The sequence below is a fragment of the Pseudomonas sp. Y24-6 genome (assembly GCF_020295325.1).
In the GTDB taxonomy this organism is placed as follows: Bacteria; Pseudomonadota; Gammaproteobacteria; order Pseudomonadales; family Pseudomonadaceae; genus Aquipseudomonas; species Aquipseudomonas gregormendelii.
In genome coordinates, this window is record NZ_JACBXG010000006.1 from 255,209 (window position 1) to 269,097 (window position 13,889).

9 protein-coding genes are annotated in these 13,889 nt (G+C 62.0%); 3 read left to right on the forward strand and 6 right to left on the reverse strand.

Annotated elements, in window-relative coordinates:
- Window positions 1-181: 181 nt before the first annotated feature.
- Genes HYI44_RS14250 through HYI44_RS14275 form a run of 6 tightly spaced genes read right to left on the reverse strand, consistent with a single transcriptional unit; the run spans window position 182 to window position 10,350 of the window.
- Window positions 182-988: a YfaP family protein gene (locus HYI44_RS14250; protein WP_225569675.1), complete on the reverse strand. Its 807-nt coding sequence runs from the start codon at window positions 986-988 to the stop codon at window positions 182-184.
- A 3-nt stretch (window positions 989-991) separates the two neighbouring features.
- The gene (locus HYI44_RS14255; protein ID WP_225569676.1) at window positions 992-2,611 is read right to left on the reverse strand and encodes a DUF2300 domain-containing protein; all 1,620 of its coding nucleotides are present in this window, start codon (window positions 2,609-2,611) and stop codon (window positions 992-994) included.
- Between the two features lies 1 nt (window position 2,612).
- On the reverse strand, window positions 2,613-7,178 hold the full coding sequence (locus HYI44_RS14260; protein ID WP_225569677.1) for an alpha-2-macroglobulin family protein: 4,566 nt from the start codon (window positions 7,176-7,178) through the stop codon (window positions 2,613-2,615).
- Window positions 7,175-7,777 (reverse strand): DUF1175 domain-containing protein, encoded by a 603-nt coding sequence (locus HYI44_RS14265; protein WP_163019400.1) that lies wholly within the window; start codon window positions 7,775-7,777, stop codon window positions 7,175-7,177. Before HYI44_RS14265 ends, HYI44_RS14260 begins: the two co-directional genes overlap by 4 nt.
- A 32-nt stretch (window positions 7,778-7,809) precedes the next feature.
- Window positions 7,810-9,507, reverse strand: a complete 1,698-nt coding sequence (locus tag HYI44_RS14270) for a DUF2138 domain-containing protein (protein ID WP_225569678.1) — start codon at window positions 9,505-9,507, stop codon at window positions 7,810-7,812.
- A gap of 51 nt (window positions 9,508-9,558) precedes the next feature.
- On the reverse strand, window positions 9,559-10,350 hold the full coding sequence (locus tag HYI44_RS14275) for a YfaP family protein (protein WP_225569679.1): 792 nt from the start codon (window positions 10,348-10,350) through the stop codon (window positions 9,559-9,561).
- Between the two features lie 358 nt (window positions 10,351-10,708).
- Here HYI44_RS14275 and HYI44_RS14280 point away from each other — a divergent pair, with 358 nt between their 5' ends.
- From HYI44_RS14280 to dxs, 3 genes are all read left to right on the forward strand, one after another.
- The gene (locus HYI44_RS14280) at window positions 10,709-10,951 is read left to right on the forward strand and encodes an exodeoxyribonuclease VII small subunit (RefSeq protein ID WP_003228627.1); all 243 of its coding nucleotides are present in this window, start codon (window positions 10,709-10,711) and stop codon (window positions 10,949-10,951) included.
- A complete protein-coding gene (ispA, locus tag HYI44_RS14285) occupies window positions 10,948-11,835 on the forward strand; it encodes a (2E,6E)-farnesyl diphosphate synthase (RefSeq protein ID WP_225569680.1) in 888 nt (295 codons plus the stop codon). Before HYI44_RS14280 ends, ispA begins: the two co-directional genes overlap by 4 nt.
- 92 nt (window positions 11,836-11,927) lie before the next feature.
- On the forward strand, window positions 11,928-13,826 hold the full coding sequence (gene dxs / locus HYI44_RS14290) for a 1-deoxy-D-xylulose-5-phosphate synthase (protein ID WP_225569681.1): 1,899 nt from the start codon (window positions 11,928-11,930) through the stop codon (window positions 13,824-13,826).
- Window positions 13,827-13,889 lie beyond the last annotated feature (63 nt).

The window sequence follows — 13,889 nt, forward strand, 5'->3', positions numbered from 1 at the left end:
GAGAAAAATGTGGCGACCATCTGGATGGTATTTTAATTTCCATACAGAGTTGCGCACCGGCAAAACCTTACGAGCATTAGTGCAAACATTCTTTATATCTATAAGATTTTGCTTACTTCTTGAGATTTTCACCCGGTCGCGTCGTCAGGGAAGTAATTCCAGCAACACTGCCGAAATCCCCTCACGGATAACTAAACCCCCTAACCAACGTCAACTCCCCCACTGCCCGCATCGGCACCACAAACGTCTCCATCTTCTCGTTCGGCGTCCCTTCCTCCGTAATCACCGTCACCTGCGCCGTGGTCAGCGGCTGCACGGCATCTTCCTGGCCTTCGTCATCGCTGCGGTACCCGCCGCCGAAATAATTCACGTACACCAGGTATTGCCCCTTGATCGGTGCCGGCATGGCGAAGATTTCCGGACCGTAGCCGGTGGTGACGTCGACGTCGAGCGCCGCGCCGTTCGGGACGGCGCGGTCGCCGTACCAGATGTGGGCGCCGTCCGGGGTGATGAGGTGCAGGTCCAGGTCGGTGTTGTCGCTGTCCCATGCCAGCAGTACCCGCAGCTTGGCCGGGGTGGCGCCGCCGCTGGTGTTGAGGAATTGGCTGCGGTGGCGCTGCTGGCCGTCGGGGCTGCGGACTTCGACGCTGTTGCTGCCGTTGGGGAATGAGAACGGACGATCGAAGCGGCCGGCGTCGTCGATCTTCAGGGGCATGCTGACGCCGTTGACGATCAGGCGGCCTGGTTCGGTGGATTTGGGGGTGGCCTTGATCTGGCCGCTGATGCGGGCGGTGTTGGCCTGGCCGGCTGGCGTGTTGACCGACGAAGCCGGGTAGTTGACGGTCTGGCGGAAACGCTCGCCCTCCCCCTCGGGCGCACCGGTGCGCCAGCCGCCGACGGGGGTGTCGAGTTTCACGGCGCTCTGGGCCGCCACCATTGTCGGCAACAGGCAAAGGAACAGGATGATCGGTGAATAACGGAGTTTCATGGCCTATTCCAGCAGCAGGTGACGGGCAAGCCCTTCGATGTAGGTTTCGTCCTGGCCGTTGGGATGTGCTTCAAAGGCCAGGTGCAAGTATTCATGGGTCAGGTCGAGACGATCCTGCAGCGACAGCACGCCGCGCACATAGAGCCGCTGGCGTTCGCGGTCGACATAGGGGCGGCCGAACGCCAGGCGGCAGACGGCAAAGGTGCTGATTTCGTTGTAGCCGACCTCGCTGTCCAACCGCCCACGCCAGCTGCGGCGCTGTTTTTGCAGCCAGTCCTGGGCGGCGGGCAGTGCTTCGCAGGACGCCACAGGGTTGTCCCAGCGGCTGAGGCTGGCGCGTGGATAGGCATGCAGCAGGATGGCGTCGTAGCGCTGACCGGCGTTGGCTTGTTCGACGGCTTGTTGCCAGGAGAGTTTGTCCGGGCCGGGCTGGTCGGAGTGATAGGTGACGGTGCTGCCGGCCAGGACCAGGTCGCTGGTCCACGCGGCAATGTTGCGCGATTGGGCGATGGCCGGCCGTGGGGCGACGCGTTGGCGGGTGCTGCTGTCGTCGATGCTCAGGCAGTCGCCGCTGCGGGTGGCGTTTTGCAGCAGGTAGGTACGGATCGCGATGGCCAGGGCTTTGGCCGCTTCAACCGGTTCGGATTTGGCTTCTCGCTGCAGGACACGGGCGACGTATTCTTCGCGGTCCAGGCGCGCAACGAGTTTGTCCTTGAGCAGAAACAGCTCACCGTCGCTGTGGATAGCCAGCTGATTGCCATTAGCGAACTCCACGCGATAGTCGCCCTGCAATGGCCCATCGGCAACCACCCGATCCCCCGCCAGAACCCGTCCAACCGGATAGCGTGAAAACAGACCAACCTCAACGCAACGTCCCGCATCCAACGGCCAATCCACCGGCAACACTGCCGCCAGGGCCTGGCCATGTTTGCGCAGAACCATCTGACTGGTGCCGCGCCCACCGGCCCAGATCGGCGTGCCATCCACCGTCCAACCGGCAAACCCGCCCTGACGCGACGCAGGGTCCTGATCCCCCAGCCAGCTCCAGGTTTTCACCCGCAGCCGGCCGCCGAGTTCACCGACGACATTGCCGTCCGCCGCGTTCAACACCACATCGAGCAACACCCGCCGCGCCTGATCCTGCGCGGGCATTACGGCCAGCATCCGCAGCAAGTCAACGACCTGTACCCGGGTCGAAGGCTGCAACGACGGCAAGTTCAGCAACCACTGCGGTGCCTGCCGTGCCTGCCAATACGTGCGCCATTGAGCGCCCGCAATGCCCAACCGCGCAGGCTCAAAGTACAACCCGCAGGAATTCACCAGCGCCTGATCACGCCCGATCTTGCCGCCAGTCGTACAGCAATACACTTCTTCCTTCGACTGCCCGCGACATTCATAAGGTGGTTCATGGGCGCCGGTATCCACCAGCCATGCGTAGACAAACAGCTTCCACATACTGCCTAACGGCGTCTGCAGATCTGAAGGCAACGACTCGCGGGAGATCAATTGCGTCCGGTTCAACGACAGCAATTCACCCTTGAAGCCCAGCCGCAGCGGGTCGTCCTGCGCTGTCGCCAGCGCAGGGAGCAAACACAGCAGTAGCCAGACCAGACGCCGGGTCATGTCAGTGGACCATGACCTGGCCAAGCGCCGGTTTCTGTTCCTGGGCCTGGTGCTGTGGCGCGTAGATCTGGGTGAACCGCACTGGCGGCAGGTTGAACTGGCCTTTGTGCGAGAAGCGCACCAGGTGACGCACGCGCAATTCGCCGCTCAAGGCATCCACTGGAATGGCGTAAGCCATTTGCCCCGGTTCGAAACGCGCCTTCTCCAGCGAAGTCGGTTCGGTGCCGGCCTTGCCCATCAACTTGATGCCCCAGGTGGTGCGCTCGACATCGGCGCCCGGTGGCAGCGGCACTTCGATCATGCCGTAGCGCAGCGGTTTCGGCGCTTTGCTGGTGATGACCACTTCGTCCAGGTACAGGCTGTCGCTGGACAACGGCTTGCCGTTCACCGGCTCGAGCTTGAAGGTGAAGGCTTCGTCACCGGGCACCAGTCGTGACAAACGGCGGGTAACGGTCACGGCCAACGGCTCGGCTGGCGGCTGCCGTGTCTGGAAACTCAGCGCGGCTTTTAACGGCCGCTCCTGTGCCCCGGACAACGCCAGCACTGTCGGCACTGGCGTAGCGCCCTGCCACGTCCAGTACAGCTCACCGGTAGCGCCATGCTGTTTCTTCCAGCCGTCTCCCGGTGCCAGCGCGATGGTGGGCGAGGCCTGTTCAATGCTGCGCGCCAGCCAGGTCAGCGCCAAGGCGCGTTCCAGGGTGGATTGTTGCGGCAGCAGGCGTGGCAGCAAGGCTTGCGCCCGGGCCTGTTCGAAGGGTTGCAGCGACAGATTTAATGCTTCGACAAAGGGGTGTGAACTGACCTCCAGGCGCTGCCGGGCGTCCGCCAGCTGACGATTGAACGCCTCCGGCAGGCTGACCCTCAACGGGTTGGCCAGGGACGCCGCCAGCACGCGGGCCACCGACAGGCCCAACGCCGAATCCGGATCGCCCATGACCAGGCTGTCTTGCGCGTCGTCGAGCATGTTCGCTGCCGGCCCCTCGCCTGCTTGTGTCAGGTCATCCAGCAAGCCGCTGAGCAAGGTGTTCACCGGCAATTGCATCTGCTTGGCGAAAGCCAGAATCAGCGCACGCTGCAACAGCGGCGTGTTTTTCGCTTGCTTGGCGTAAACCTCGAGCACCCGCTGCCAATGCTCCGGCGGCAGGGTCAGTTCCAGCGCTTTACTGGCGTACCAGTCGGCGTAATAGGCGTAAGCGGTGAGGAAGGCGTCCGGCTCCCCGTCCTGGCCCCACCAGGTGAAACTCGCCGAAGGACCGGCCATTTGCACCAGGCGCAGACGGCTGTTTTGCATGATCAGGCGCAAGCGATCGCGGACCTGAGGGTTCGACGACAGCGATGGATAGGCGATGCTCAATGGCAACAACTGGCTGGCGGTTTGCTCGACGCCGCCGTACGGGTCACTCAACAAATCATCGAGCGCCGAGCGGAACAACGCTTGCGGACTGTCATCCAGGCGCAGGCGAATATCCGTCGCGTCCGCCGGCAAGTTCAGCGCTGTATCACCGCTGGGCGCATCCACCACCTGGCTTTGAGTCACCTGCCAGCCTTCACCGGTCGCAGTCAGGCGCACGGCCAAGGCATCAGCGGTCTTACCGTCCTGCACAAGTTCAGCCGTCCAGTCCCCACTCGCCAAAGCAAACGCCGGCAACGCGATGTAGTTGATGCCGTTGTTCAGGGTCACCGGCACGCGCTGGTCGGCGCCGCCGTAATGAATCACCAGCTCAGCCTTGACCGGTTTTTCGGCCTGGCTGAAGGCGAACACACCGAGATCCGGTTTGTCGCCGGTACGGAATCGGGTAGGGCCGCTCCACTTCAGGTACAGCGGTTTTTCCGAGCGCACGAATTGTTTCTTTTGCCCGACCTGCCCGTCATCAGCGATGGCCCGGGCAGTGATACGCCAGCGAGTCAGCGAGTCCGGCATCTTGAAGGTGAAACGGGTTTTGCCGCTGGCATCGGTCACCAATTCCGGCTGCCAGGCGGCAGTGTCGACGTCTTCACGACGCGGGCGCTCCAGCACTTTCACCCCGCGCTCGCTGCGGTTGGCTTTGCCCGGCGCGCCTGGGCTGCCGGGCAATGCCACGTCGTAGCTGATGAACGACAGGCTGGCGCTGGTACGCACGTTGTTGCGGCGCGGGTGGTAGAAGAACTGGTCGATGGTCGGCGCAACTTCCGGTTGCAGCGCGTAGATCATTTCATCGACGACGCTGACCGTCAGGTGCGCCGCAATTGGCTTGCCGGCGAACTGGGTGGTCAGGTCAACCGACACGGTATCGCCCGGCTGGTACGCCTCTTTATCGGTGGCAATTGCCACGTCGATTTGCGGCGTCACCACTTTGATGCCGGCGTTCTGGAAGCTGTACTGACCGCCCTTGGTGTAGAGCACGGAGAATGTCAGGTTCGGTGCAAAGTTATCCTTCACCGGGATGCGCGCGCGGTACTGGGTCTCGCTGAGTTTTTCCATCTTCAGCCAGTCACCGCCCCTGGACAGCAACGCGGTGGCCTCGACCTTGTCACGCTCCAGGGACAGCAGTGCATCGCTGACCGGTTCCGGGAAGGTGATCAAGGCGAGGGCTTCATCGCCGGTCGCGTACTCGGGTTTATCGAGGACAATTTCCACAGTGCCCGGCACGGCTTTGACCCCCTCGCCGGTGACCGAATGACCGGTGGCGCCGACGACGCGGCCATGTTCATCCTTCAGCGTCAGGTTGTAAGTGCCCGGACGGTCGAAAGCGATAGTGAAGCCTTGGTCTTTCGCGCCGAGTTTGCCCTCGCCGGTGCTCTGGTCTTCCAGACGCACCCAGCTGTAGCTGCTCGGGGTCACGGCTTTGCTTTGCTCGCCAGCACTTTCGTTGGCGTAGCCGAAGGCAACCTTGTCGCCGACTGCGCTGAAGCGCTGCGGTGCACGCAAGCTGAAACTTGCAGCACCACGATCGATGAGGATTTCCTTGGTGGTCCTGACCCGATACGCCGCGCCATCACTGGCGAACACCGTCAGCATGTAGCGGCTCGGTTTGTCGGCGGCCGGCAGGTCGAGGGTCGCGTTGCCCTTGACATCGGTGGTCAGTTCGGTGCTGGTCAGCTCGATCGGGAATTGCCCGAGGTATTGCAGCTCGTTGTCGACCATCGACAGCTGCTGGGCGCGCAGGCTCAGGGTCAACTTGGCGTTGGCCACCGGTTTGCCGTCCGGGTACAACAGCACGAGGCTGCCCTTCACCGGCTCGCCCGTGCGGTAATCCTGCTTGGCCAGGTTCAGCGAAATTTCGAAGTGCGGCTTGATGTATTCGGCGACGCGAAAGGCACTGCTGTAGGCCTGATCCTTGTAGCTGAAACGCATTTCATAACCGCCCGCCACCGCGTTGTCCGGCAGCTGGAAACGGCCCTGGGTACCGGCTTTGGAGTCGAGCTTCAGAGCCAGCGATTGCAGCGCCGTGCCGGTGGCATCGAGCACGGTCACGTTGACGTCGGCAGCAGTCGGCGCCACCGATTCCCGCGCGTTCTTGAACTCGCGGCCGACGATTTTCAGCGACACCCAATCCCCTGGCCGGTACAGCGGCCGGTCGGTGAACGCGTAGAGTTTGGTGTCGTAGATTTCGCTGTCGTAATAGAAGTTTTCGGAGACGAAAACACCGCCCTCCTCGTCCTCGCCGATCACGAACGAACGCTCGGGGCTGACGTGTTTCAGCCGCAGCAAACCGTCCGTGTCGGTAGCGCCGCTGCTCATCACGCCGAGGCCATCGGTCCACAGCACATTAACCTTCGGCACCGAGCTGCCTTCGTGTTTGCGCGCCGCCCAGACCACCAATTCATCACCGGCAATTTTGCTCACCGCCACGGTGTTGGAGACGAACACCATGGTGGTTGCGCGGTACTTGCCGATCAGCGCCTCCACCAGATAAAGACCCGGCTTCAAATGACCCAGCGGGATGTAGACGTTGCCCGCAGCGACGCTGACAAAATCGCTGGAGGAACCGGCCAGGTTCACGCCTGGCGGCGGCTGGATCGGCTTGGCTTCCCACAGCGGATAGCGGAACTGGCTGACCACCGGCAAGCCCGGAATCAGGGCGAACTGCGGCTGGGCATCGTAGGGCGTGGGCGCAGCCATGGCGGCGCCCATCTTCAGCTCCGGTACTTGCTCGGTGACCTGTTTACGCGACTCGTAGGAAAACGCTCGCTGCATCACTCGACGGGATTTGCGGTACCAGTTGTCCCACAGGTACGCGAGGGTGTTCGACAGGCCTTCGCCCTTGAACTGGCCATCGCTGACCACCCGGTGCAGGTTCTTCTGGCGCTTGAGAAAGTCCAGCGGCTTGTCGATGCGATACACCCGGATATCCGCGCCGCCATAAGGCTCCATGCGAAACCGGCGGTAATCGCGCCCGGGGGCTTCGAGCCGAACCACTGCGGGTTCGTCGCTGGCAAAACTGCTGTCGGCCAGCAGGAAAAAACTCTCGCCGGGCACCGGCGTGTAGCCACTTGGCTCGACGCTGTCTTCAGCATCAGCCGCCGAGAAAGGCAGCATCAGAACCAACAGCAAAGGCAGAAAACGCAGCATGCGGGCACCGATCATTGGGAGAGAAAATTCAGTCGATAGACGCCGATGAAGTTGGGATTGGCTGCGTCGGGTATCCATCGGGTGTCCTTCCATGTCATGAGTTGCTGCAGGCTCGCGGAGCGCATGCCGTTGTCAGTGGGGGTGGTGGTGCCAGTGTGATAGGCAATGTTGCGGCCCATCCAGATCATCAAGTGCTGGTCGTCACCCTGATCAAAAAACATCAGGTCGCCGGGCCGGGCCTGAGCCACGTCACGGCCAACCAGATGACTGTTGAACTGGATCAGCTTGATCGCGTTGACGTAGGGCCCGACCTTGCCGCCACCTTGCTGCCACTGCCGGGCCAGGCCACGTTGCGCCTCACTCAGTTGCAATTGCGGCGGCAGGTAGCGATTGGACATACCATTGCTGCGCAGCCATTTGTCGTCATGCACCTTCAGGGCTTCGTTGGCGGCAAATCGAACCAGCCCGGCGCAGTCCTGCTGATACCAGCGCGGGCTTGGGCCCTGCACCAACTGTTCCTGGGCGATGCGTACGAACCAGGCGCGAAAAACTTGGGATTGCTGTGGATCGAGCGAGGCCGCGTCGCTGGCGAACACGCGAGTGCCCAAGAGCATCGCCACCAGGCCAAGGCTGCGGACAAGCAAGGTCACAGGGCTTTCCACTGCAACGGCAGCCACTGCCAATGGCCGTTGGGCTCACTGCCTTCGGGCAAGGTCAGGGCGTATTTACCATAGCCGCCCAGCGTGCGCAGTTTGGGCATCAGGTAAGTCTGGGCGGCGTTGTAAAACACCGGCTCCATGTCCTGTGGCAGGCTGTCGAGGGTTTCGCGCTGCATCAGTTGCGCCATGGCATCGGGGCCGAAATACACCGGCATCAACAGGTCTTTCGGCACCAGGTCGGCCATCGGCGGAAAACGCTTGTCGAGGGTGTCGAGGGCTTTGTCGACGAGTTTGTCGTCGAGGGAGAACAGCAGCGTCGAGCCATGGCGCGCCAGACTCACGCGCATGAACGCCTTGCCGGTGATCGCCGCCGGTTGCTCGGCCTCGCTGGCTGCATAGGGGCCGAAACTGGAGCTGACCTGACGCTGCCACTGACGGGTGTCACCCTGCTGTTTCTCCACCACAGGGAAAGCGTGCTCATCGACCTTGCCTTCATAGGCACCGACCATCGAGCCGAACAAAGTGCCCAGGTCGCCGTCGAGCCTGGCACTGTCATCATCGTCCAGGCTCGCCACCATCAACGGTGTGTACAGCCGCGAATCGGCGTACCAGCACAGGCCGGCAGCACCTGCCATGTGTCCGGTCAACGCCTGGGCCACCTTGTCATCGGCGCCGAGCTTCACCAGTAAGGGTTGCTGTTGCTCGGCAGCCAGCGGCAAGGCTACGCAAGCGCTGGCGCCCATGGGCATGGCCTGCCAGATCGGCTTGAAATCGAAGTCTGGCTGATTGTCCAGTTCGTCCATGGCGAGGAAGCCGTGCCAGCCCTGGTCGTCCATGTCGAAACGAAGCCCGGCAAAGTTGGGAATGAATCGCTGGTAGCCCATGGCCAAAACACTGGAATTCACCGACAACCGCTGTTTCACCCCCGGGGCTCGGGGTGGCAGGCCAAAGGCCTCGGGAAACAGTTTTTCGCCATTGAGCAAGGCCGCGATGGCCTGGCTGGAAACACTCCCCGGCTCTGGCGCTGCGCCATTTTCGGGGTCTTGCAGGCGGGTCGGATTGGACAGCACCACCAATTTGTCGCCATGAGAAGCGAACAGCAACGCCTTGGTAGCGTTATAGGTCAGCTGGTACAGCGCGACATCGTCGGCGCCGACTTTCACCTCAGCGACCTTGCTCAACTGGGTATCATCCAGCGCCACCTTGGCCAGCGGCTCCAGCACTTTGGCCAGGCCTCCACGATCCATCACCAGCAGAAAATCCTTCAGGCGACCATCTGCCCCGCGCCACAGTGCAACATCTGCCGGCTGATCGAACAGCTGCTCGATGAGGCTGTCCTGTAATTTCAGGTCATGCTCGTAAATGATCCGTCGCAGGCTGCCGATCAAGCCCAGGCGATCGGCATGGGTCTCGTAATAAAAGACGAAATCCTCAGTCAGGGTTTCCTTGAGAAACGGTACGGCCAGCAGGTCTTTGGGCAACTGACTCAGGGAATGGGTTTCGAGCAGGCCGTCCGGCCGGCTCATTCCCAGCTTGTCGCTGGCCAGCAGTGCCATCGGCGCCTTGGGTTTGTACATGAACCAACCCATGGCGCCGGCCACGCCAGCCACTACGCACAGGCCGATCAACAGTGCCGGCCAGCGACGCGGGGGATTGGCTGACGCAGGTACGGTGTTATCGCTCATATTCACGCTCATGTTCCCGAGGCTCAGCAGTTCATCCGTGGAGCGGGATGCTTAATAGTTGAAAGTCTTGACCAGCAGCAGGTCACCAATCGCGCGCAGGGGCACGATGAAAGTTTCGCGTTTCTCGTTGATGGTGTTCTCGTTCAGCACCAGGTTGATTTGCGAGGTGATAACCTCGTTCTGGTTACTGGTCTCATCGAAGTTATAGCCGCCGCTACCGAAGTTGCCCCAATAGTTGACGTAAACCAGATAGGTGCCACGCATCGGCGCAGTCATGGTGAACATTTCCGGGCCGGGACCGTCCACCCCGTCCGGGTCCAGGCCGCCCCCGTTGGATAACGCCGGATGCGACCAGAACGCATGCTGGCCATCGGGTGTGACGATGTGCAGGTCGAGCTCGGCTTTCGGATCGTCCCAGCCCAGCACCACGCGAATCTGCGCCGGGGTGCGCAGGCTGTTGGCTTCATAGAATTGAACGCGCTTGAGGGATTTGCCTTCGGCGCTGCGCACTTCGACACTGTTGGAGCCGGCACCGAACGCATAGGGCCGGGCGAAGCGGCCCTGGTCGTCGGTGTACAGATTCAGGGGATTGCCGTTGACCGCCAGGGTATGCGGCCCGCGCTGGGTGCCGATGGCCTTGAGCTGGCCCTGGATCATGGTGCGATTGCGCTGCACGCCCCGGTCGATGGGTGGCGTCGGATAGGCAACCTGAGAGTATCCGCTGCGATCGAGCAAGCCGTTGTAGCGCCAGCCACCGACCGGTTCTGACAATTGCGCCGTCGGCTCGGCCAAGGCGGCGCAGGCCCAGCCCAGCAGCATCAGCAGTGAAAGAAAACAACGCATGTGACGCCTCCTGCCATGCATAACGAAACCTGGCACCCGATCCTCGGTGCGTTACAGATCCAAAAAACTGCGTTTCGTCAGAATGACCCGTGATATCGGGTCGCACAAGGCGCGAAGGTTAGCGATGTGGCGTTTTTTAAACAATCAGATACATCTTTATTTGTGGTGGAAATGCTCGCGAAAGCGATTTACCAGCCAACATTAATGGTGACGGATACTCCCCCTTCGCCAGCAAGCCCGCTCCCACAGGGACGGTGTCAATGCTCTTGAAACAGGTCTAAAAAACCCCGTTCATTTGCCCATAACCCCCATGTCTGCTAGTGTCGCGCCGGTTTAACGTCAACCGGAAATAGCCGCCATGGCCCGCAAAAAAGCTGCACTGGATTTCGAACAATCCCTCGCTGACCTGCAAACGCTGGTAGAGCGACTGGAGAACGGCGAGTTGTCGCTGGAAGATTCGCTGACGGCTTTCGAGCAGGGCATCGGGCTGACTCGCGATTGCCAGGCGGCGCTGGCTCAGGCCGAGCAAAAGGTTCAGGTGCTGCTTGAGCGCGATGGCGAACTCGCCGAGGAACCCTTCGACGCGGAACAACCGGAATGATTGCCGCCTATTCGGCCAACAGCCAGGCGCGTGTCAACGCGGCACTGGAGACCTTGTTTATCGCCCCAAGCCCCGAACTCGGGCGTTTGTACGAAGCCATGCGTTACAGCGTGATGAACGGCGGCAAACGCGTTCGCCCATTGCTGGCCTATGCCGCCTGCGAAGCACTGGGTGGCAAGGTCGAGCAGGCCAATGGTGCGGCCTGTGCGGTTGAGCTGATCCACGCCTACTCCCTGGTGCACGACGATTTGCCGGCCATGGACGACGACGATCTGCGTCGCGGCCAGCCAACTACGCACAAAAAATTCGATGAAGCGTGCGCCATTCTGGCCGGTGATGGCTTGCAGAGCCTGGCGTTCAGCGCCCTGCTCGATCCGCAGCTGAGCAGCGCCGATGCTGACATCCGCCTGCAGATGGTCAGCGCCCTGGCGTTGGCCGCAGGCCCGGCCGGCATGGTGGGCGGCCAGGCTATCGACCTCGGCTCGGTGGGCCTGAAGCTCGATCAGAAGGCGCTCGAATACATGCACCGGCACAAGACCGGCGCGTTGATCGAAGCCAGCGTCAAGCTTGGCGCCCTGGCCAGCGGCCGTGCCGAAAAGGACGAACTGAAGTCCCTGCAGACTTATGCACAGGCCATCGGCCTGGCATTCCAGGTGCAGGACGACATTCTCGACGTCGAAAGCGACACCGAAACCCTGGGCAAACGCCAAGGTGCGGACATCGCCCGCGACAAGCCGACCTATCCCGCCCTGCTCGGTCTCGATGAAGCCAAGGCCTACGCCCTGGAATTGCGCGATCAGGCCCTGCACGCCCTGCGACCGTTTGACGCGGCCGCGGAGCCGTTACGCGACCTGGCCCGCTATATTGTCGAGCGCCGCAGCTGACGGCGTATCCGCCAAGTTAAAACCAACGCGTGGGCAGGGGGCGATGCATCAGGTAAACTGCCGCATCTTTTATACCTATAACGATTCGCCTGATGCCCACGACGTTTCATGAGATTCCCCGCAAGCGCCCGACCACGCCCCTGCTCGACCGTGCCAACACGCCGGACGGCCTGCGCCGGTTAGGCGAAGCCGAGCTGGAAACCCTGGCCGATGAGTTGCGCCTGGAATTGCTCTATACGGTCGGACAGACCGGTGGGCATTTCGGTGCCGGCCTGGGCGTCATCGAGCTGACCATCGCGTTGCATTACGTATTCGACACCCCGGATGACCGGCTGGTGTGGGACGTGGGTCATCAGGCTTATCCGCACAAGATCCTCACCGGCCGCCGCGAGCGCATGGCCACCTTGCGCCAGAAGGACGGCGTTGCTGCGTTCCCGCGTCGCTCCGAAAGCGAGTACGACACCTTTGGCGTCGGCCACTCCAGCACCTCGATCAGTGCCGCGCTGGGCATGGCCATTGCCGCCCGCCTGCAGAACAGTGATCGCAAGGCGATCGCGGTGATCGGCGACGGCGCACTGACCGCCGGCATGGCCTTCGAAGCGCTGAACCACGCGCCGGAAGTGAACGCCGACATGCTGGTGATTCTTAACGACAACGACATGTCGATTTCGCGCAACGTCGGCGGCCTGTCGAATTACCTGGCGAAGATCCTGTCGAGCCGCACTTACGCGAGCATGCGTGAAGGCAGCAAGAAGGTCTTGTCGCGCCTGCCCGGTGCCTGGGAAATCGCTCGTCGTACTGAAGAATATGCCAAGGGCATGCTGGTCCCCGGAACGTTGTTCGAGGAATTGGGCTGGAACTACATCGGACCGATCGACGGCCACGACCTGCCGACCCTGATCGCGACCCTGCGCAACATGCGCGACCTCAAGGGCCCGCAGTTCCTGCACGTGGTCACCAAGAAAGGCAAAGGCTTTGCTCCGGCAGAAGTCGACCCGATCGGCTATCACGCGATCACCAAGCTGGAGCCGGTCGACGCACCGGCGGCGGCCCCGAAGAAAGCCGGCGGCCCCAAGTATTCGGGTGTATTCGGCGAGTGGCTGTGCGATATGGCCGCCGAAGACCCGCGACTGGTCGGCATCACTCCGGCCATGAAGGAAGGCTCGGACTTGGTGGCGTTCAGCGAACGGTTCCCGGAGCGCTATTTCGACGTGGCGATTGCCGAACAGCACGCCGTGACCTTGGCGGCAGGCATGGCTTGCGAAGGTTCAAAGCCAGTGGTGGCGATCTACTCGACTTTCCTGCAACGTGGCTACGACCAGCTCGTGCATGATGTGGCGGTGCAGAACCTCGACGTACTGTTTGCTATCGACCGTGCCGGCCTGGTGGGCGAAGACGGTCCGACCCACGCGGGCAGCTTCGACCTGTCGTTCCTGCGCTGCATCCCCGGCATGCTGGTGATGACACCAAGCGACGAAAACGAACTGCGCAAGATGCTCACCACCGGCCACCTGTACAACGGTCCGGCAGCAGTGCGCTACCCACGCGGCACTGGCCCGAATTCTGCGATAGAAAAAACCCTGGAGCCGATCGACATCGGCAAGGGCATCGTTCGCCGCCAGGGCAGCAAGGTCGCCCTGCTGGTGTTTGGCGTGCAACTGGCCGAAGCGTTAAAGGTCGCCGAGACGCTGGATGCAACCGTGGTCGACATGCGTTTCGTCAAGCCACTGGATGAAGCCCTGGTCCGTGAAATTGCCGGCCGTCACGACTTGCTGGTGACCGTCGAGGAAAACGCGATCATGGGCGGCGCTGGCGGCGCGGTCAGCGAATTTCTGGCTCGGGAAAATATCCTCAAGTCCATGCTGCACCTGGGCTTGCCGGACCTTTACGTCGAGCACGCGAAGCCGGCGCAGATGCTGGCTGAGTGTGGACTGGATGAGGCCGGGATCGAAGCTTCGATTCGCGAGCGCCTGCAGTTGTTCAATTTGTAACCACCCCGCGCAGGAGCTGCCGAAGGCTGCGATCTTTTGATCTTGCCCTTCGCCAGCTCCTGA

What these genes read in the sequence shown, in the direction of transcription:
- HYI44_RS14265 (WP_163019400.1), bottom strand. Translation starts at nt 7,777, where the DNA reads ATGCTCTTGGGCACTCGCGTGTTCGCCAGCGACGCGGCCTCGCTCGAT.
- ispA (WP_225569680.1), top strand. Translation starts at nt 10,948, where the DNA reads ATGATTGCCGCCTATTCGGCCAACAGCCAGGCGCGTGTCAACGCGGCA.
- dxs (WP_225569681.1), top strand. Translation starts at nt 11,928, where the DNA reads ATGCCCACGACGTTTCATGAGATTCCCCGCAAGCGCCCGACCACGCCC.
- HYI44_RS14270 (WP_225569678.1), bottom strand. Translation starts at nt 9,507, where the DNA reads ATGAGCGATAACACCGTACCTGCGTCAGCCAATCCCCCGCGTCGCTGG.
- HYI44_RS14255 (WP_225569676.1), bottom strand. Translation starts at nt 2,611, where the DNA reads ATGACCCGGCGTCTGGTCTGGCTACTGCTGTGTTTGCTCCCTGCGCTG.
- HYI44_RS14280 (WP_003228627.1), top strand. Translation starts at nt 10,709, where the DNA reads ATGGCCCGCAAAAAAGCTGCACTGGATTTCGAACAATCCCTCGCTGAC.
- HYI44_RS14275 (WP_225569679.1), bottom strand. Translation starts at nt 10,350, where the DNA reads ATGCGTTGTTTTCTTTCACTGCTGATGCTGCTGGGCTGGGCCTGCGCC.
- HYI44_RS14250 (WP_225569675.1), bottom strand. Translation starts at nt 988, where the DNA reads ATGAAACTCCGTTATTCACCGATCATCCTGTTCCTTTGCCTGTTGCCG.
- HYI44_RS14260 (WP_225569677.1), bottom strand. Translation starts at nt 7,178, where the DNA reads ATGATCGGTGCCCGCATGCTGCGTTTTCTGCCTTTGCTGTTGGTTCTG.